Source organism: Streptomyces sp. NPDC058685, from assembly GCF_042714725.1.
Classification (GTDB): Bacteria; Actinomycetota; Actinomycetes; order Streptomycetales; family Streptomycetaceae; genus Streptomyces.
The window spans coordinates 51,968-69,665 of record NZ_JBHXSL010000041.1 but is presented as its reverse complement, the minus strand read 5'-3'; the positions used below and the strand labels follow the sequence as shown (position 1 = coordinate 69,665).

Genomic DNA, 17,698 nt, shown 5'->3' with positions numbered 1-17,698 from the left:
CGGGGGCCTGTCTGGTTTCCCTAACTTTCTCCCGCCCCGGGCCCGGTGCATGGCCGGCCCGCTTCGCGCCGTGCCTCTTCGATCCGCCCTCCGGGCGCACCATGACGGCGGCCGTGCGGATGTCCTGACGGGGTGACAGCAGCCCGCTGCCGCCCAAGCGTTGGCCAAAGGTCGGGAGCGGTCCGGGCGGCCGGGGCCTCCCGAACCCAACCCGATCCGACGTTCCGTCAAGCCGGTGGGACCGCGGCGAACGGGTTCGGCCCGGAGCGGGTGGGGACCCGGCGCGGGGCCTGGAGGAAAACGTCGGAGGGCGAACCCGCGTACGACGGGTTCGCCCTCCGATGTGACGTTTCTCCTGAAGGGGGATCAGCCCTCTTCGTGGGTCACGGCACGGCGTGCGTCGGCGTCCAGGACGCCCCAGCTGATCAGCTGCTCGGTCAGGACCGACGGCGACTGGTCGTAGATGACCGCCAGCGTGCGCAGGTCGTCCTGGCGGATCGACAGCACCTTGCCGTTGTAGTCGCCGCGCTGGGACTGGATCGTCGCTGCGTAACGCTGTAGCGGGCCCGCCTTCTCCTGCGGGACGTGGGCGAGGCGCTCCAGGTCCAGCACGAGCTTCGGCGGCGGCTCGGCGGCTCCGCCGGGCGTGGTGCCGGGAAGCAGCTCCTGGACCGGAACCCCGTAGAAGTCGGCCAGCTCGGCGAGGCGCTGCACGGTCACGGCGCGGTCGCCGCGCTCGTAGGACCCGACCACGACGGCCTTCCAGCGGCCCTGGGACTTCTCTTCCACGCCGTGGAGGGACAGCCCCTGCTGCGTGCGGATGGCGCGGAGCTTGGCCCCGAGCTGCTTTGCGTATTCGCTGGACATATAGCTCCCCGGACGAAGTCTGGTAACTCACTGTGAGGTTACGCAGCGTTACTTGGATGCGTCAAGCCGAATGGGGCCGGACCGGTTGTTGACAGGGGCGCGACCAACCGCCCCGCAAGGCCCTGATACGGTGGGTGGCGCAAATCCGACGTCCTTTAAGGTCCGTCCCGTGAGGCGGAGAAGGAGGTCCGTTTCTTATGGACGCCAGCAGCTCCGATGTGGCACGCCCCGTTCTCGAGGCGCCCGACATCGCGCGGGTTCTGACCCGCATCGCCCACGAGATCGTCGAACGCGCCAAGGGTGCCGACGACGTGGTTCTTCTCGGCATTCCGACCCGTGGTGTGTTCCTCGCCCGTCGGCTCGCCGACAAGCTCGAGGAGATCACCGGCCGCACGATGCCGGTCGGCTCGCTCGACATCACCATGTACCGCGACGACCTGCGGATGCGGCCCGCCCGCACGCTGGCCCGCACCGACATCCCCGGTGACGGTGTGGACGGCCGTCTCGTCGTCCTCGTCGACGACGTGCTCTTCTCCGGCCGCACCATCCGCGCCGCCCTCGACGCGCTCGGCGACATCGGCCGCCCGCGCGCCGTGCAGCTGGCGGTCCTGGTCGACCGCGGCCACCGCGAGCTGCCCATCCGCGCCGACTACGTCGGCAAGAACCTCCCCACGTCGTTGCGGGAGACGGTCAAGGTCCTGCTCGCCGAGGAGGACGGTCGCGACACCGTGCTCCTCGGCGTCCGCGAGGCCGCCCCGGCCGGCGAGCAGTAGCGCTCCCTCCGTACGGCCCAGGTGCCGTACGGACGCCTCTGCACGCCCGCATGTCCACCGTGCCCCGCCCGGGTCACCCCCAGCCGGCACACCGACCGCCACACACCGGAGCACACCCAGATGAAGCGTCACCTCATCTCGGCCGCCGACCTCACCCGTGACGACGCCGTCCTGATCCTCGACACCGCCGAGGAGATGGCCCGGGTCGCGGACCGGCCGATCAAGAAGCTGCCCACCCTTCGCGGACGCACCGTCGTCAACCTCTTCTTCGAGGACTCGACCCGCACCCGGATCTCCTTCGAGGCCGCCGCCAAGCGGCTCTCCGCCGACGTCATCAACTTCTCCGCCAAGGGGTCGTCGGTCTCCAAGGGCGAATCGCTCAAGGACACCGCGCTGACCCTGGAGGCGATGGGCGCGGACGCCGTCGTCATCCGCCACCACGCCTCCGGCGCCCCCTACCGGCTGGCGAACTCCGGCTGGATCGACGGGGCCGTCGTCAACGCGGGCGACGGCACCCACGAGCACCCCACCCAGGCCCTCCTGGACGCCTTCACCATGCGCCGCCGCCTGGTCGGGCGCGACGCCGGTCTCGGCCGCGACCTGGAAGGGCGCCGGATCACCATCGTCGGCGACGTGCTGCACAGCCGCGTCGCCCGCTCCAACGTCCTGCTGCTGAACACCCTGGGCGCCGAGGTCACCCTGGTCGCCCCGCCGACGCTCGTCCCGATCGGCGTCGAGAACTGGCCGTGCCAGGTGTCGTACAGCCTCGACGAGGTGCTGCCGAAGTCCGACGCCGTGATGATGCTGCGGGTGCAGCGCGAGCGGATGAACGCCGCGTTCTTCCCCACCGAGCGCGAGTACTCGCGCCGCTACGGCCTGGACGGCGACCGCATGGCGCGGATGCCGGAGCACGCCATCGTCATGCACCCCGGCCCGATGAACCGCGGCATGGAGATCACCGCCGAGGTCGCCGACTCCGACCGCTGCACCGCCGTCGAGCAGGTCGCCAACGGCGTCTCGATCCGGATGGCCGTCCTGTACCTGCTGCTGGGCGGCAACGAGCCCGCCGTCAGCCCCGCCCACTCCCGTACCGAGGAGAGCAAGTAACCATGAGCAAGATCCTTATCCGTGGCGCGAAGGTGCTGGGCGGCGAGCCGCAGGACGTCCTGATCGACGGCGAGACCATCGCGGCCGTCGGCGCCGGTCTGAGCGCCGAGGACGCGACCGTGATCGAGGCCGAGGGCAGGATCCTGCTGCCGGGCCTCGTCGACCTGCACACACATCTGCGCGAGCCCGGCCGCGAGGACTCCGAGACCGTCCTGACCGGCACCAAGGCCGCCGCCGTCGGCGGCTTCACCGCCGTCCACGCCATGGCCAACACTTTCCCGGTCGCCGACACCGCCGGTGTCGTCGAGCAGGTCTGGCGGCTCGGCAAGGAGTCCGGCTACTGCGACGTCCAGCCGGTCGGCGCGGTCACCGTGGGCCTGGAGGGCAAGCAGCTCGCCGAGCTCGGCGCGATGCACGACTCGGCCGCCGGGGTGAAGGTCTTCTCCGACGACGGCAAGTGCGTCGACGACGCGGTGATCATGCGTCGCGCGCTGGAGTACGTGAAGGCCTTCGACGGCGTCGTCGCCCAGCACGCGCAGGAGCCCCGCCTCACCGAGGGCGCCCAGATGAACGAGGGCGTCGTCTCCGCCGAGCTCGGACTCGGTGGCTGGCCCGCCGTCGCCGAGGAGTCGATCATCGCCCGCGATGTCCTCCTCGCCGCCCACGTCGGCTCCCGGGTGCACATCTGCCACCTCTCCACCGCCGGCTCCGTGGAGATCGTCCGCTGGGCCAAGTCCAAGGGCTGGGACGTCACCGCCGAGGTCACCCCGCACCACCTGCTGCTCACCGACGACCTGGTGCGCACCTACAACCCCGTCTACAAGGTCAATCCGCCGCTGCGCACCGAGGCCGACGTGATGGCCCTGCGCGAGGCGCTCGCCGACGGCACCATCGACTGCGTCGCCACCGACCACGCCCCGCACCCGCACGAGGACAAGGACTGCGAGTGGGGCGCGGCGGCCATGGGCATGGTCGGCCTGGAGACCGCGCTCTCCGTCGTCCAGGAGACGATGATCGAGACCGGCCTGACCGACTGGGCGGGTGTCGCCGACCGGATGTCCTTCCGGCCCGCGAAGATCGGCCGTCTGCAGGGCCACGGACGCCCTGTCTCGGCAGGTGAGCCCGCGAACCTCACGCTCGTCGATCCGGCATACCGTGGAGCGGTGGACCCCGCGGGCTTCGCGTCCCGCAGCCGCAACACGCCGTACGAGGGCCGTGAGCTGCCGGGACGCGTCACCCACACCTTCCTGCGGGGCCGCGCCACGGTCGTCGACGGGAAGCTCGCGTGACAACTCATCTCCACATCGCCGCCGCGAAGCAGTCAGCGGAGGTCACCGACTGGGCCGCCCGCGCGGGCTGGGTCGTCGGGCTGCTGCTCTTCATCGCCTTCGTCTACTGGCTGATGCGCCAGGGCTGGAAGTGGCGGGGCAGCCTGCAGTCCGGTCTGCCGGAGCTCCCCACCGCGCCGGACGCGCCCGGAGAGGCCAAGCTGACCATGACGGGCCGCTACCACGGCTCGACCACGGCCGGTCAGTGGCTCGACCGCATCGTGGCGCACGGTCTGGGCACCCGCAGCCGTGTGGAGCTCACCCTGACCGACGCGGGACTGGATGTCGTACGCCCCGGGGCCGCCGACTTCTTCGTCCCCGCGGCACAGCTGCGCGAGGCACGGCTCGACAAGGGGATCGCCGGCAAGGTGCTCGCCGAGGGCGGACTGCTGATCGTCACCTGGCAGCACGGCGAGACGCTCATCGACTCGGGCTTCCGCTCGGACCACGCGGCCGAGCACACCGCCTGGGTCGAGGCCGTCAACTCCATGAACAAGCACATCACGACGGAAGGCACCGCACGATGACGACCTCCACCCGGGGAACCGCGAAGGTTCCCGCCGTACTCGTCCTGGAGGACGGCCGCATCTTCCGCGGCCGTGCCTACGGGGCCGTGGGGGAGACCTTCGGCGAGGCGGTGTTCAACACCGGCATGACCGGTTACCAGGAGACGCTGACCGACCCCTCCTACCACCGCCAGGTCGTCGTGATGACCGCCCCGCACGTCGGCAACACCGGCGTCAACGACGAGGACGACGAGTCCCGCAAGATCTGGGTCGCCGGATACGTCGTACGCGACCCCGCCCGGGTCCGCTCCAACTGGCGCTCGCGGCGCACCCTCGACGACGAGCTCGTCGCCCAGGGCGTCGTCGGCATCAGCGACATCGACACCCGCGCCCTCACCCGCCATCTGCGCGAGCGCGGCGCGATGCGCGTCGGCATCTTCTCCGGAGAGGGCCTGGCCGACGACGGGACGCTGCTCACCCGCGTCCGGCAGGCCCCCGAGATGTCGGGCGCCGACCTGTCCGCCCAGGTGGCCACCACCGACGCCTACGTCGTCCCCGCCATCGGCACCAAGCGCTTCACCGTGGTCGCTCTCGACCTCGGCATCAAGGGCATGACCCCGCACCGGATGGCCGAGCGCGGCATCGAGGTGCACGTGCTGCCCGCCACCGCCACGGTCGACGAGGTGTACGCGGTCCGGCCCGACGGCGTCTTCCTGTCCAACGGCCCCGGCGACCCCGCCACCGCCGACCTGACCGTCGTCAAGGCGGTCCTGGAGCGCGGCACCCCGCTCTTCGGCATCTGCTTCGGCAACCAGCTCCTCGGCCGCTCGCTCGGCTTCGGCACCTACAAGCTGAAGTACGGCCACCGCGGCATCAACCAGCCCGTCCAGGACCGCTCCACGGGCAAGGTCGAGGTCACCGCGCACAACCACGGCTTCGCCGTCGACGCCCCGCTCGACCAGGTCTCCGAGACGCCCTACGGGCGCGCCGAGGTCTCCCACGTCTGTCTCAACGACAACGTGGTGGAGGGCCTGCGGCTGCTCGACCGGCCCGCCTTCAGCGTCCAGTACCACCCCGAGGCGGCCGCGGGCCCGCACGACGCCGCGTACCTCTTCGACCGCTTCGTATCCCTGATGGAGGGCCAGCGTGCCTAAGCGCTCCGACATCCAGTCCGTTCTGGTCATCGGCTCCGGCCCGATCGTCATCGGCCAGGCCGCCGAGTTCGACTACTCCGGGACCCAGGCCTGCCGCGTCCTCAAGTCCGAGGGCCTGCGCGTCATCCTGGTGAACTCCAACCCGGCGACGATCATGACCGACCCGGAGATCGCCGACGCCACCTACGTCGAGCCCATCACCCCCGAGTTCGTCGAGAAGATCATCGCCAAGGAGCGGCCCGACGCGCTGCTGCCCACCCTGGGCGGTCAGACCGCGCTCAACACCGCGATCTCCATGCACGAGCAGGGAGTGCTGGAGAAGTACGGCGTCGAGCTCATCGGCGCCAACGTCGAGGCCATCAACAAGGGTGAGGACCGCGACCTCTTCAAGGAGGTCGTCGAGGCCGTCCGGGGGAAGATCGGCCACGGCGAGTCCGCCCGCTCCGTCATCTGCCACTCCATGGACGACGTGATCAAGGGCGTCGACACGCTCGGCGGCTACCCCGTCGTCGTCCGCCCCTCCTTCACCATGGGCGGCGCCGGCTCCGGCTTCGCCCACGACGAGGGCGAGCTGCGCCGTATCGCCGGCCAGGGACTCACGCTCTCGCCGACCACCGAGGTGCTCCTGGAGGAGTCCATCCTCGGCTGGAAGGAGTACGAGCTGGAGCTGATGCGCGACAAGAACGACAACGTCGTGGTCGTGTGCTCCATCGAGAACTTCGACCCCATGGGTGTGCACACCGGTGACTCGATCACCGTCGCCCCCGCGATGACCCTCACCGACCGCGAGTACCAGCGGCTGCGCGACATCGGTATCGCCATCATCCGCGAGGTGGGCGTCGACACCGGCGGCTGCAACATCCAGTTCGCCGTCAACCCCGACGACGGCCGCATCATCGTGATCGAGATGAACCCCCGGGTCTCCCGCTCCTCGGCGCTGGCCTCCAAGGCGACCGGCTTCCCGATCGCCAAGATCGCGGCCCGGCTCGCCGTCGGCTACACGCTCGACGAGATCCCGAACGACATCACCGAGAAGACCCCGGCGTCCTTCGAGCCCACGCTCGACTACGTCGTCGTCAAGGTGCCCCGCTTCGCCTTCGAGAAGTTCCCCTCCGCCGACGCCACCCTGACCACCACCATGAAGTCGGTGGGCGAGGCCATGGCCATCGGCCGGAACTTCACCGAGGCCCTGCAGAAGGCGCTGCGGTCCCTGGAGAAGAAGGGCTCGCAGTTCGCCTTCACCGGCGAGCCCGGCGACAAGGACGAGCTGCTGCGCGTCGCCGTCACCCCGACCGACGGCCGCATCAACACCGTCATGCAGGCCATCCGCGCGGGCGCCACCCCCGAGGAGGTTTTCGAGGCGACGAAGATCGACCCGTGGTTCGTCGACCAGCTGTTCCTGATCAAGGAGCACGCCGACGAGCTGGCCGCCGCCGCGAAGCTCGGCCCCGAGCTTCTCGCCGAGGCCAAGCGCCACGGCTTCTCCGACGCCCAGATCGCCGAGATCCGCGGCCTGCGCGAGGACGTCGTGCGCGAGGTCCGCCACGCGCTGGGCGTCCGCCCGGTCTACAAGACCGTCGACACCTGCGCCGCCGAGTTCGCCGCCAGGACCCCGTACTTCTACTCCTCGTACGACGAGGAGACCGAGGTCGCTCCGCGCGAGAAGCCCGCCGTGATCATCCTCGGCTCCGGTCCGAACCGCATCGGCCAGGGCATCGAGTTCGACTACTCCTGCGTCCACGCCTCCTTCGCGCTCAGCGAGGCCGGCTACGAGACCGTGATGGTCAACTGCAACCCCGAGACGGTCTCCACCGACTACGACACCTCCGACCGGCTCTACTTCGAGCCGCTCACCCTGGAGGACGTCCTGGAGATCGTGCACGCCGAGACGCTCGCCGGCCCCATCGCCGGCGTCGTCGTCCAGCTCGGCGGCCAGACCCCGCTGGGTCTGGCCCAGGCGCTCAAGGACAACGGTGTGCCGGTCGTCGGCACCTCCCCGGAGGCGATCCACGCCGCCGAGGACCGCGGCGCCTTCGGCCGCGTCCTGAAGGAGGCCGGACTCCCGGCGCCCAAGCACGGCACCGCGACCACCTTCGCCGAGGCCAAGGCCATCGCCGACGAGATCGGCTACCCGGTCCTGGTGCGCCCCTCGTACGTGCTCGGCGGCCGCGGCATGGAGATCGTGTACGAGGAGAGCCGCCTCGAGACGTACATCGCCGAGTCCACCGAGATCAGCCCCACCCGGCCGGTCCTGGTCGACCGCTTCCTCGACGACGCCATCGAGATCGACGTCGACGCCCTCTACGACGGCACCGAGCTCTACCTCGGCGGCGTCATGGAGCACATCGAGGAGGCCGGCATCCACTCCGGCGACTCGGCGTGCGCCCTGCCCCCGATCACGCTCGGCGGCTTCGACATCAAGCGGCTGCGCGCCTCGACCGAGGCGATCGCCCGGGGCGTCGGCGTACGCGGACTGATCAACATCCAGTTCGCCCTGGCCGGCGACATCCTGTACGTCCTGGAGGCCAACCCGCGCGCCTCCCGCACCGTCCCCTTCACCTCGAAGGCGACCGCGGTGCCGCTGGCGAAGGCAGCCGCCCGTATCTCGCTGGGCGCGACCATCGCCGAACTGCGCGGCGAGGGCCTGCTCCCGGCCCACGGCGACGGCGGCACGCTCCCCATGGACGCGCCGATCTCCGTCAAGGAGGCCGTGATGCCGTGGTCGCGCTTCCGCGACATCCACGGCCGCGGCGTCGACACCGTCCTCGGCCCGGAGATGCGCTCCACCGGCGAGGTCATGGGCATCGACACGGTCTTCGGCACGGCGTACGCCAAGTCGCAGGCCGGTGCGTACGGTCCGCTGCCCACCAAGGGCCGCGCCTTCATCTCCGTCGCCAACCGCGACAAGCGCTCGATGATCTTCCCGGCCCGTGAGCTCGTCGCCCACGGCTTCGAGCTGCTCGCCACCTCCGGCACGGCCGAGGTGCTCAAGCGCAACGGCATCAACGCCACCATCGTGCGCAAGCACTCCGAGGGCGAGGGCGCGGACGGCGAGAAGACCATCGTCCAGCTGATCCACGACGGACAGGTCGACCTCATCGTCAACACGCCCTACGGCACGGGCGGCCGCCTCGACGGCTACGACATCCGCACGGCAGCGGTGGCGCGCAGCGTGCCCTGCCTGACGACCGTCCAGGCGCTCGCCGCCGCCGTCCAGGGCATCGACGCGCTCAACCGCGGTGACGTGGGCGTCCGTTCCCTCCAGGAACACGCCGAGCATCTGATCGCGGCCCGCGACTAGCCACCCACGAGGGGGACACCACACGGTGTCCCCCTCTTCATGAGGCCCCCGAGGACACCACCATGTACACGTTCTTCTTCCGTCTCGTCTTCCGGCGGATGGATCCGGAGCAGGCGCACCATCTGGCCTTCCGCTGGATCCGGCTGGCAGCCGGCGTCCCCGTCCTGCGCACCTTCGTCGCCGCCGTGCTCGCGCCCCGCCACAAGGAGCTGCGCACCGAGGCGCTCGGACTGCGCATGCACGGGCCGTTCGGGCTCGCCGCGGGGTTCGACAAGAACGCCGTCGCCATCGACGGCATGTCGATGCTCGGTTTCGACCACATCGAGATCGGCACGGTCACGGCCCAGGCTCAGCCGGGCAACCCCAGGCAGCGCCTCTTCCGGCTCGTGCCGGACCGCGCTCTGATCAACCGGATGGGGTTCAACAACGAGGGCTCGGCCGCCGTCGCCGAACGGCTCGCGGCGCGGAAGGCCGTCTTCCGCACCACCGTGGGCGTCAACATCGGCAAGACCAAGGCCGTCCCCGAGGAGGAGGCCGTCGGCGACTACGTGACCTCCACCGAGCGCCTGGCCCGCCACGCCGACTACCTCGTCGTGAACGTCTCCTCGCCGAACACCCCTGGCCTGCGCAATCTCCAGGCCACCGAGGCGCTGCGTCCGCTGCTGACCGCCGTACGGGAGGCGGCCGACCGCACGGTCACCGACCGCCGCGTCCCGCTGCTCGTCAAGATCGCCCCGGACCTCGCGGACGAGGACGTCGACGCCGTCGCCGACCTCGCCGTGGAACTCGGCCTCGACGGCATCATCGCCACCAACACCACCATCGCCCGCGAGGGCCTCGGGCTCACCTCCGACCCGGCGCTGGTCAAGGAGACCGGTGGACTGTCCGGCGCCCCGGTCAAGGCGCGCTCGCTGGAGGTCCTGCGACGGCTGTACGCGCGCGTCGGCGACCGGATCACGCTGGTCGGAGTCGGCGGCATCGAGAACGCCGAGGACGCCTGGCAGCGCATCCTCGCCGGTGCCACGCTCGTCCAGGGCTACAGCGCCTTCATCTACGAGGGCCCCCTGTGGAGCCGCGCGATCCACAAGGGCCTGGCCGCCCGCCTGGCCACCAGCCCCTACGCCACCCTCGCCGAGGCCGTCGGCGCCGACACCCGAAAGGCGAACGCATGAGCCCTCTGGAACCCTTCGGCACCCGGCTGCGGGCCGCGATGGACGAGCGCGGGCCGCTGTGTGTCGGGATCGACCCCCACGCGTCGCTGCTGAGCGAGTGGGGACTCGGCGACGACATCGCGGGCCTGGAGCGCTTCACCCGCACGGTCGTCGAGGCACTGGGCGAGCAGGTCGCCGTCTTCAAGCCGCAGAGTGCCTTCTTCGAGCGCTTCGGCTCCCGGGGCATCGCGGTTCTGGAGCGCGCGGTGGTGGATCTGCGCGCGGCCGGCGCGCTGGTCGTGATGGACGCCAAGCGCGGCGACATCGGCTCCACCATGGCGGCGTACGCCGAGACCTTCCTGCGCAAGGACGCGCCCCTGTTCTCCGACGCGCTGACGGTGTCCCCGTATCTCGGCTACGGCTCGCTGAAGCCGGCCGTCGACCTCGCCCGGGAGAGCGGGACCGGACTGTTCGTCCTCGCCCTCACCTCCAACCCGGAGGGCGCCGAGGTCCAGCGCGCGGTGCGCGAGGACGGCCGAACCATCGGCGCGACCATGCTCGCCCATCTGGCCGCCGAGAACGCCGGGCAGACCCCGATGGGCTCGTTCGGCGCGGTCGTCGGCGCGACGCTCGGTGATCTGTCGTCGTTCGACCTCGCCGTCAACGGTCCGCTGCTGGCCCCCGGAATCGGCGCCCAGGGCGCGACGGCCGCCGATCTGCCGAAGGTCTTCGGCGCCGCGGTGCGCAATGTGGTGCCCAATGTGAGCCGGGGTGTGCTGCGGCACGGGCCCGACCCGGTGGCGCTGCGCGCGTCGGCCGAACGCTTCGCGGACGAGGTCCGTTCGGCGGTTTCGGGGGTTTAGAACCGCTCCGGCGCGTCGACCTGCGGCCTCATCGCCACTCCCGTCCGGGGCTTGTTGACAGATCTTTGGCCGAAATCAGGGGCGATATGCCTGAAAAGTCCTGGTCGATCGATGCTGACCAGGACTTTTCCGCTGTTCTCGCTGACTGGAGCGGTGATGGCCGCTAGTCTCCGTCGAAGAGTGAACGTGCAGTGCGTTGCTCGTTGCTCGCCTGGTGTGGGGCGACTAGGTTCCTCACCGGTCCGTATCCGACAGTTCGACATCCGAGGTGACGTAGGCGTGGCTCTTCCGCCCCTTACCCCTGAACAGCGCGCAGCCGCGCTCGAAAAGGCCGCCGCGGCTCGCCGGGAGCGGGCCGAGGTCAAAAATCGACTCAAGCACTCCGGTGCCTCCCTCCACGAGGTCATCAAGCAGGGCCAGGAGAACGACGTCATCGGCAAGATGAAGGTCTCCGCCCTGCTCGAGTCCCTGCCCGGCGTGGGCAAGGTCCGCGCCAAGCAGATCATGGAGCGGCTCGGCATCTCCGAGAGCCGCCGTGTGCGCGGTCTCGGCTCCAACCAGATCGCCTCTCTCGAGCGCGAGTTCGGCGGCGGTGCCGCCTGACGTTTCCGGGCACCCCCGGGAACCTGGATAATCGCTGCATGGCAGCAGAGGTACGTCCGCGGCTGACCGTGCTCTCCGGCCCCTCCGGGGTCGGTAAGAGCACGGTCGTCGCGCATATGCGCAAGGTCCACCCCGAGGTCTGGCTCTCGGTGTCGGCGACCACCAGAAAGCCGCGTCCCGGCGAGCGTCACGGCGTTCAGTACTTCTTCGTCTCCGACGAGGAATTCGACAAGCTGATCGCCAACGGTGAGCTGCTCGAATGGGCCGAGTTCGCGGGCAATCGATACGGCACGCCGCGTCATGCCGTGCACGACCGCCTGGAGGCGGGCGAGCCCGTGCTGCTGGAGATCGACCTCCAGGGCGCACGACAGGTGAAGGAGTCCATGCCGGACTCCCAGCTGGTCTTCCTCGCCCCGCCCAGCTGGGACGAGCTGGTCCGCCGTCTCACCGGCCGCGGTACCGAGTCGACCGAGGTGATCGAGCGCCGGCTGACGGTCGCGAAGGTGGAGCTGGCCGCCGAGTCGGAGTTCGACACCACACTGGTCAACACCTCCGTCGAGGACGTGTCGCGCGAGCTGCTAGCCTTGATGGCGGTGTCTTCTTCGGATTCCGGAGAGTGAGTTCCGGATCCCAGCACCGTTTTCGCTTTTTCCCATCTGTCGGAAGGTAGAGCGTGTCCTCTTCCATTTCCACGCCCGAGGGCATCATCAACCCGCCGATCGACGAGCTGCTCGAGGCCACGGACTCGAAGTACAGCCTCGTGATCTACGCGGCCAAGCGCGCGCGTCAGATCAACGCGTACTACTCGCAGCTCGGCGAAGGCCTGCTCGAGTACGTCGGTCCGCTCGTTGACACCCACGTCCACGAGAAGCCGCTCTCGATCGCCCTGCGCGAGATCAACGCGGGTCTGCTGACCTCCGAGGCCATTGAGGGTCCGGCCCAGTAAGGCGTAGCGGTACTTTCATCCCAGGCCCGGCGGAGCATCCGCCGGGCCTGTGGTGTGTCATGGGAGGGAAGCGAGCCGAGTGCGGGGAGACGCAGTGGACAAGCCGAAGGTCGTTCTGGGGGTCAGCGGTGGCATCGCCGCGTACAAGGCGTGCGAGCTGCTGCGGAGGCTGACCGAATCCGGCCACGACGTGCGCGTGGTGCCGACCGCGTCCGCACTGCACTTCGTGGGCGCGGCGACCTGGTCGGCGCTGTCCGGTCACCCCGTCTCGACCGAGGTCTGGTCCGACGTCCACGAGGTCCCGCACGTGCGCATCGGCCAGAGCGCCGACCTCGTCGTGGTGGCGCCCGCCACCGCCGACATGCTGGCCAAGGCCGCGCACGGGATCGCCGACGACCTCCTCACCAACACCCTCCTCACCGCCCGCTGTCCCGTGGTCTTCGCCCCCGCGATGCACACGGAGATGTGGGAGCACCCGGCGACCCAGGAGAACGTGGCGACGCTCCGGCGCCGCGGCGCCGTGGTGATCGAGCCCGCGGTGGGCCGGCTCACCGGCGTCGACACCGGCAAGGGCCGGCTGCCCGATCCGGGCGAGATCTTCGAGGTGTGCCGCCGGGTGCTCGCCCGCGGCGCGGCCGAGCCGGATCTGGCCGGCCACCATGTCGTCGTCAGCGCCGGCGGCACCCGGGAACCGCTCGACCCGGTGCGGTACCTGGGCAACCGCTCCTCCGGCAAGCAGGGCTACGCCCTCGCCCGCACGGCCGCGGCCCGCGGTGCCCGGGTCACGCTCATCGAGGCCAACACCGGGATGACCGATCCCGCGGGGGTCGACGTCGTCCACGTCGGCACGGCCGTGCAGCTGCGGGAGGCCGTGATCAAGGCCGCCGCCGACGCCGACGCGGTCGTGATGGCCGCCGCGGTGGCCGATTTCCGGCCCGCCGCCTACGCCTCCGGCAAGATCAAGAAGAAGGACGGGCAGGAGCCCGCGCCCATCGCTCTGGTCCGCAATCCCGACATTCTCGCCGAGATCAGCCACGAACGGGCCCGAGCCGATCAGGTGATCGTGGGCTTCGCCGCCGAGACCGACGACGTCCTCGCCAACGGCCGCGACAAGCTCCGCCGCAAGGGCTGCGACCTGCTCGTGGTCAACGAGGTCGGCGAGCGCAAGACCTTCGGCTCGGAGGAGAACGAGGCGGTGGTGCTCAGCGCGGACGGCGGCGAGACACCCGTGCCGTACGGGCCCAAGGAGGCCCTCGCGGACATCGTCTGGGACCTGGTGGCCCCCAGGCTCGGATGAATTCTTGATGGCGGATCGACAGCTGGGCGAAAATCGGCCAAACCAGGCGTACCGGCGGTGAAATCCAGCCCTCCTGCCCTGCTGTCACCCCTCCGCCGCAGGTGGGAGTGGTCCCATCGGACTCCCACGGAGCGAGACAGGTGGACTGCCGGAGGAGGTCGACGGATAAACTGCCCATGGAACGTCGCGGGGCGCAGCCCCCTGCCGGTCCGCCAATGATCAGCCAGCAGCCGCTGCAACCCCAGGGAGCGATGTGTCCCGCCGTCTCTTCACCTCGGAGTCCGTGACCGAGGGTCACCCCGACAAGATCGCTGACCAGATCAGCGACACCATCCTCGACGCACTGCTGCGCGAGGACCCGACGTCCCGCGTCGCCGTGGAGACCCTGATCACCACCGGCCTGGTGCACGTCGCCGGCGAGGTGACCACCAAGGCCTACGCCGACATCCCCACGCTCGTGCGCAACAAGATCCTCGAGATCGGTTACGACTCCTCGAAGAAGGGCTTCGACGGCGCGTCCTGCGGAGTCTCGGTCTCCATCGGCGCGCAGTCGCCGGACATCGCGCAGGGTGTCGACACGGCGTACGAGAAGCGGGTCGGTGCCGCCGCAGGTGCGGAGGGGGACGAGCTCGACAAGCAGGGCGCCGGCGACCAGGGCCTGATGTTCGGCTACGCCTGCGACGAGACGCCCGAGCTGATGCCGCTGCCGATCCACCTGGCGCACCGGCTCTCCCGCCGTCTGTCCGAGGTCCGCAAGAACGGGACGATCCCGTACCTGCGCCCCGACGGAAAGACCCAGGTCACCATCGAGTACGACGGCGACAAGGCGGTCCGGCTGGACACCGTCGTCGTCTCCTCGCAGCACGCGTCGGACATCGACCTGGACTCGCTGCTCGCTCCCGACATCCGTGAGTTCGTCGTCGAGCACGTGCTGAAGCAGCTCGTCGAGGACGGCATCAAGCTGGACACCGACGGCTACCGCCTGCTGGTCAACCCGACCGGCCGCTTCGAGATCGGCGGCCCGATGGGCGACGCCGGCCTCACCGGCCGCAAGATCATCATCGACACCTACGGCGGCATGGCCCGCCACGGCGGCGGCGCCTTCTCCGGCAAGGACCCGTCCAAGGTCGACCGCTCGGCCGCCTACGCCATGCGCTGGGTCGCGAAGAACGTCGTGGCCGCCGGCCTCGCCGCCCGCTGCGAGGTCCAGGTCGCGTACGCGATCGGCAAGGCCGAGCCCGTCGGTCTCTTCGTCGAGACCTTCGGTACCGCGACGGTCGACGTCGAGAAGATCGAGCAGTCCATCGGCGAGGTCTTCGACCTCCGTCCGGCCGCGATCATCCGCGACCTGGACCTGCTGCGCCCGATCTACGCGCAGACGGCCGCGTACGGACACTTCGGCCGCGAGCTCGCGGACTTCACCTGGGAGCGCACGGACCGCGTGGACGCGCTGCGTACCGCCGCGGGTCTGTAGCCCCCGTATCTCCCGCACGGCCCGAGGCCCGGCACCCTTCAGGGGGCGCCGGGCCTCGGCCGTGCGCCTGGGCCGCACCACGGCCCGGGCCCGCTGTCGGTGGCATCTGGTAGGAATTTGGCTGTGAGCAGCGACAACGAGCAGCCCGACGAGCCCGCCGCCGGTGGGCCGGAGCAGCTTGCGCTCATCCGGGAGACCGTCCGCAAGGCCAACGTGCCCAAGGCCAAACCGCGGACCTGGCGGGGAGCCGCGCTCGCCCGGGACCTGCCCGTGGCGCGGGTGATGGTCAACAAAGGCGTGCTGCACCTCGACCAGTACTTCGACTACGCCGTGCCCGAGGAGCTCGACGCCGACGCGCAGCCGGGAGTGCGGGTGCGCGTGCGCTTCGGCGCCGGGGCGCACCGGGTGCGCGACGGACGGCGCGAGGGCGGCGGTCTGATCGACGGCTTCCTGATCGAGCGGCGTGCCGAGAGCGACTACGGCGGGGCGCTCGCAGCGCTCGCCTATGTCGTCTCGCCCGAGCCCGTGCTCGGCCCGCAGATGCTGGCGCTCGCGCGCGCGGTCGCCGACCGGTACGCGGGGAGCCTCGCGGACGTGCTCCAGCTCGCGATCCCGCCGAGGAACGGACGGGCCGAGTCCAAGCCGTCGCCCGAGCCGCTGCCCGCGCCGCCGGCCCCCGAGCCCGGCAGCTGGACGCGGTACGGCCGGGGGCCGGCGTTCCTGGAGGCGCTGGCGACGGGCGGGACGCCCCGGGCCGTGTGGACAGCGCTGCCGGGGCCCCGCTGGCCCGACGAGCTGGCGCGTGCCGTCGCCGCCACCCTCGCATCGGGCCGGGGCGCCCTGGTGGTCGTGCCCGACGGGCGGCGGGCGGCGCGGGTCGACGCCGCGCTCACCGAGCTGCTGGGAGCAGGCCGGCATGCGCTGCTGACCGCCGAGTCCGGGCCCGAGAAGCGCTACCGCCAGTGGCTCGCCGTGCGCAGAGGCTCCGTGAAGGCCGTCGTCGGGACGCGGGCGGCGATGTTCGCCCCCGTGCAGGACCTCGGACTGGTCGCCGTCTGGGATGACGGCGACTCCAGCCACAGCGACGAGAATGCCCCCTTCCCGCACGTCCGAGAGGTACTGGAACTCCGCGCCACCCACGAGACCTGCGCGTTCCTGCTGGGCAGCACGAGCTGCACGGTGGAGGCCGCCCAGCTGGTCGAGAGCGGCTGGGCGCTGCCGCTGGCCGCCGACCGGGAGCAGGTGCGCTCCGCCGCACCGCTGGTCCGTACGGTCGGCGACCAGGACCTGGCACGGGACGAGGCCGCCCGGGCCGCGCGGCTGCCCAGCGTGGCCTGGCAGGCCGTGCGGGACGGGCTGAAGAGCGGACCGGTGCTGGTGCAGGTCCCCCGGCGTGGCTATGCGCCCAGCCTCGCCTGCGAGCGATGCCGTACGCCGGCCCGGTGCCGGCACTGTTCGGGACCGCTCGAGGCACCGGACGCGCGCGATCTGACCTGCCGCTGGTGCGGACGTGGCGCCACGGACTGGCACTGCGTGGCCTGCGGGGCCACGCGGCTGCGGGCGAGCGTCGTGGGCGCTCGGCGCACCGCCGAGGAGCTCGGCCGGGCCTTTCCCGCGGTCCCGGTGCGCACCTCGGGCCGCGACCATGTGCTGGACACCGTCCCGGCGCGGCCGGCGCTGGTGGTGAGCACCCCGGGCGCCGAGCCCGTCGCCGAGGGCGGATACGCGGCGGCACTGCTGCTCGACGGCTGGGCGATGCTGGGACGGCCCGATCTTCGCGCCGGCGAGGACGCGCTCAGACGCTGGATCGACGCATCGGCCCTGGTTCGCGGCCAGAGCGAGGGCGGCACCGTGGTGGTCGTCGCCGAACCGACCCTGCGGCCCGTCCAGGCGCTCGTCCGCTGGGACCCCGTCGGCCATGCCCAGCGGGAGCTGGCCGAGCGCGCCGAGCTCGGATTCCCGCCCGTGTCGCGGATGGCGGCCGTGACCGGCAGGGCGGACGTCGTGGCCGCCTTCGTCGCGTCGGCCGCACTCCCGCCGGACGTCGAGGTGCTGGGCCCGGTACCGCTGCCCGTAGCGGATCCCGGCCGGCCGCGGCGGCCGGGGGATCCGCCGGTGGGGGAGACCTGGGAGCGGGCGCTGCTGCGTGTCCCGCCGGGCAGCGGGGCGGCGCTCGCGGCCGCTCTGAAGGCGGCGCAGGCGGCCCGGATGGCACGCGGGGGCACGGACCAGGTGCGGATCAGGATCGACCCCCCGGACATCGGCTGAGGGCCCGCCCCGCGTGGCGCCCGGCCCTTCCCGGCCGCGCGTCCCGCCGCACCCGCGGTC

The 17,698-nt window shown here is 71.1% G+C and carries 15 protein-coding genes; 14 read left to right on the top strand and 1 reads right to left on the bottom strand.

Features of this window, described 5'->3' with window-relative positions; translation table 11 throughout:
* Nucleotides 1–366 precede the first annotated feature (366 nt).
* Nucleotides 367–867: a transcriptional regulator BldD gene (gene bldD, locus ACFWU3_RS27250; RefSeq protein WP_266489365.1), complete on the bottom strand. Its 501-nt coding sequence runs from the start codon at nt 865–867 to the stop codon at nt 367–369.
* 197 nt (nt 868–1,064) lie between these two features.
* Here bldD and pyrR point away from each other — a divergent pair, with 197 nt between their 5' ends.
* The 14 genes from pyrR (at nt 1,065) to ACFWU3_RS27180 (ending at nt 17,638) form a co-directional block, all read left to right on the top strand.
* Nucleotides 1,065–1,640 (top strand): bifunctional pyr operon transcriptional regulator/uracil phosphoribosyltransferase PyrR, encoded by a 576-nt coding sequence (gene pyrR / locus ACFWU3_RS27245; RefSeq protein ID WP_313947477.1) that lies wholly within the window; start codon nt 1,065–1,067, stop codon nt 1,638–1,640.
* Between the two features lie 120 nt (nt 1,641–1,760).
* Nucleotides 1,761–2,747, top strand: a complete 987-nt coding sequence (locus ACFWU3_RS27240) for an aspartate carbamoyltransferase catalytic subunit (protein ID WP_384442850.1) — start codon at nt 1,761–1,763, stop codon at nt 2,745–2,747.
* Between the two features lie 2 nt (nt 2,748–2,749).
* Nucleotides 2,750–4,036 (top strand): dihydroorotase, encoded by a 1,287-nt coding sequence (locus tag ACFWU3_RS27235; protein WP_384442847.1) that lies wholly within the window; start codon nt 2,750–2,752, stop codon nt 4,034–4,036.
* Nucleotides 4,033–4,602, top strand: a complete 570-nt coding sequence (locus ACFWU3_RS27230) for a hypothetical protein (RefSeq protein ID WP_384442844.1) — start codon at nt 4,033–4,035, stop codon at nt 4,600–4,602. The genes ACFWU3_RS27235 and ACFWU3_RS27230 overlap by 4 nt, the downstream gene beginning before the upstream one ends.
* Nucleotides 4,599–5,735: a glutamine-hydrolyzing carbamoyl-phosphate synthase small subunit gene (gene carA, locus ACFWU3_RS27225; protein WP_356704584.1), complete on the top strand. Its 1,137-nt coding sequence runs from the start codon at nt 4,599–4,601 to the stop codon at nt 5,733–5,735. The genes ACFWU3_RS27230 and carA overlap by 4 nt, the downstream gene beginning before the upstream one ends.
* Nucleotides 5,728–9,036 carry a carbamoyl-phosphate synthase large subunit gene (gene carB / locus ACFWU3_RS27220; RefSeq protein WP_384442841.1) on the top strand — a complete coding sequence of 1,103 codons (3,309 nt, stop codon included), beginning with the start codon at nt 5,728–5,730 and terminating at the stop codon, nt 9,034–9,036. Before carA ends, carB begins: the two co-directional genes overlap by 8 nt.
* A 62-nt stretch (nt 9,037–9,098) precedes the next feature.
* Nucleotides 9,099–10,208: a quinone-dependent dihydroorotate dehydrogenase gene (locus ACFWU3_RS27215; protein ID WP_384442838.1), complete on the top strand. Its 1,110-nt coding sequence runs from the start codon at nt 9,099–9,101 to the stop codon at nt 10,206–10,208.
* Complete coding sequence (gene pyrF, locus ACFWU3_RS27210) at nt 10,205–11,050, top strand: orotidine-5'-phosphate decarboxylase (RefSeq protein WP_384442835.1); 846 nt, start codon at nt 10,205–10,207, stop codon at nt 11,048–11,050. Before ACFWU3_RS27215 ends, pyrF begins: the two co-directional genes overlap by 4 nt.
* A gap of 279 nt (nt 11,051–11,329) precedes the next feature.
* Nucleotides 11,330–11,653 (top strand): integration host factor, encoded by a 324-nt coding sequence (locus tag ACFWU3_RS27205; protein WP_005319887.1) that lies wholly within the window; start codon nt 11,330–11,332, stop codon nt 11,651–11,653.
* A gap of 38 nt (nt 11,654–11,691) precedes the next feature.
* Nucleotides 11,692–12,273: a guanylate kinase gene (gene gmk, locus ACFWU3_RS27200; RefSeq protein ID WP_352209174.1), complete on the top strand. Its 582-nt coding sequence runs from the start codon at nt 11,692–11,694 to the stop codon at nt 12,271–12,273.
* A gap of 53 nt (nt 12,274–12,326) precedes the next feature.
* Nucleotides 12,327–12,599, top strand: coding sequence for a DNA-directed RNA polymerase subunit omega (rpoZ, locus tag ACFWU3_RS27195; protein WP_028814064.1), 273 nt, complete (start codon nt 12,327–12,329; stop codon nt 12,597–12,599).
* A 94-nt stretch (nt 12,600–12,693) separates the two neighbouring features.
* Nucleotides 12,694–13,896, top strand: a complete 1,203-nt coding sequence (gene coaBC, locus ACFWU3_RS27190) for a bifunctional phosphopantothenoylcysteine decarboxylase/phosphopantothenate--cysteine ligase CoaBC (protein ID WP_384442832.1) — start codon at nt 12,694–12,696, stop codon at nt 13,894–13,896.
* 253 nt (nt 13,897–14,149) lie between these two features.
* Nucleotides 14,150–15,370 carry a methionine adenosyltransferase gene (metK, locus tag ACFWU3_RS27185; RefSeq protein WP_384442829.1) on the top strand — a complete coding sequence of 407 codons (1,221 nt, stop codon included), beginning with the start codon at nt 14,150–14,152 and terminating at the stop codon, nt 15,368–15,370.
* A 123-nt stretch (nt 15,371–15,493) separates the two neighbouring features.
* On the top strand, nt 15,494–17,638 hold the full coding sequence (locus ACFWU3_RS27180) for a primosomal protein N' (protein ID WP_384442826.1): 2,145 nt from the start codon (nt 15,494–15,496) through the stop codon (nt 17,636–17,638).
* The last annotated feature ends 60 nt before the right edge of the window (nt 17,639–17,698 follow it).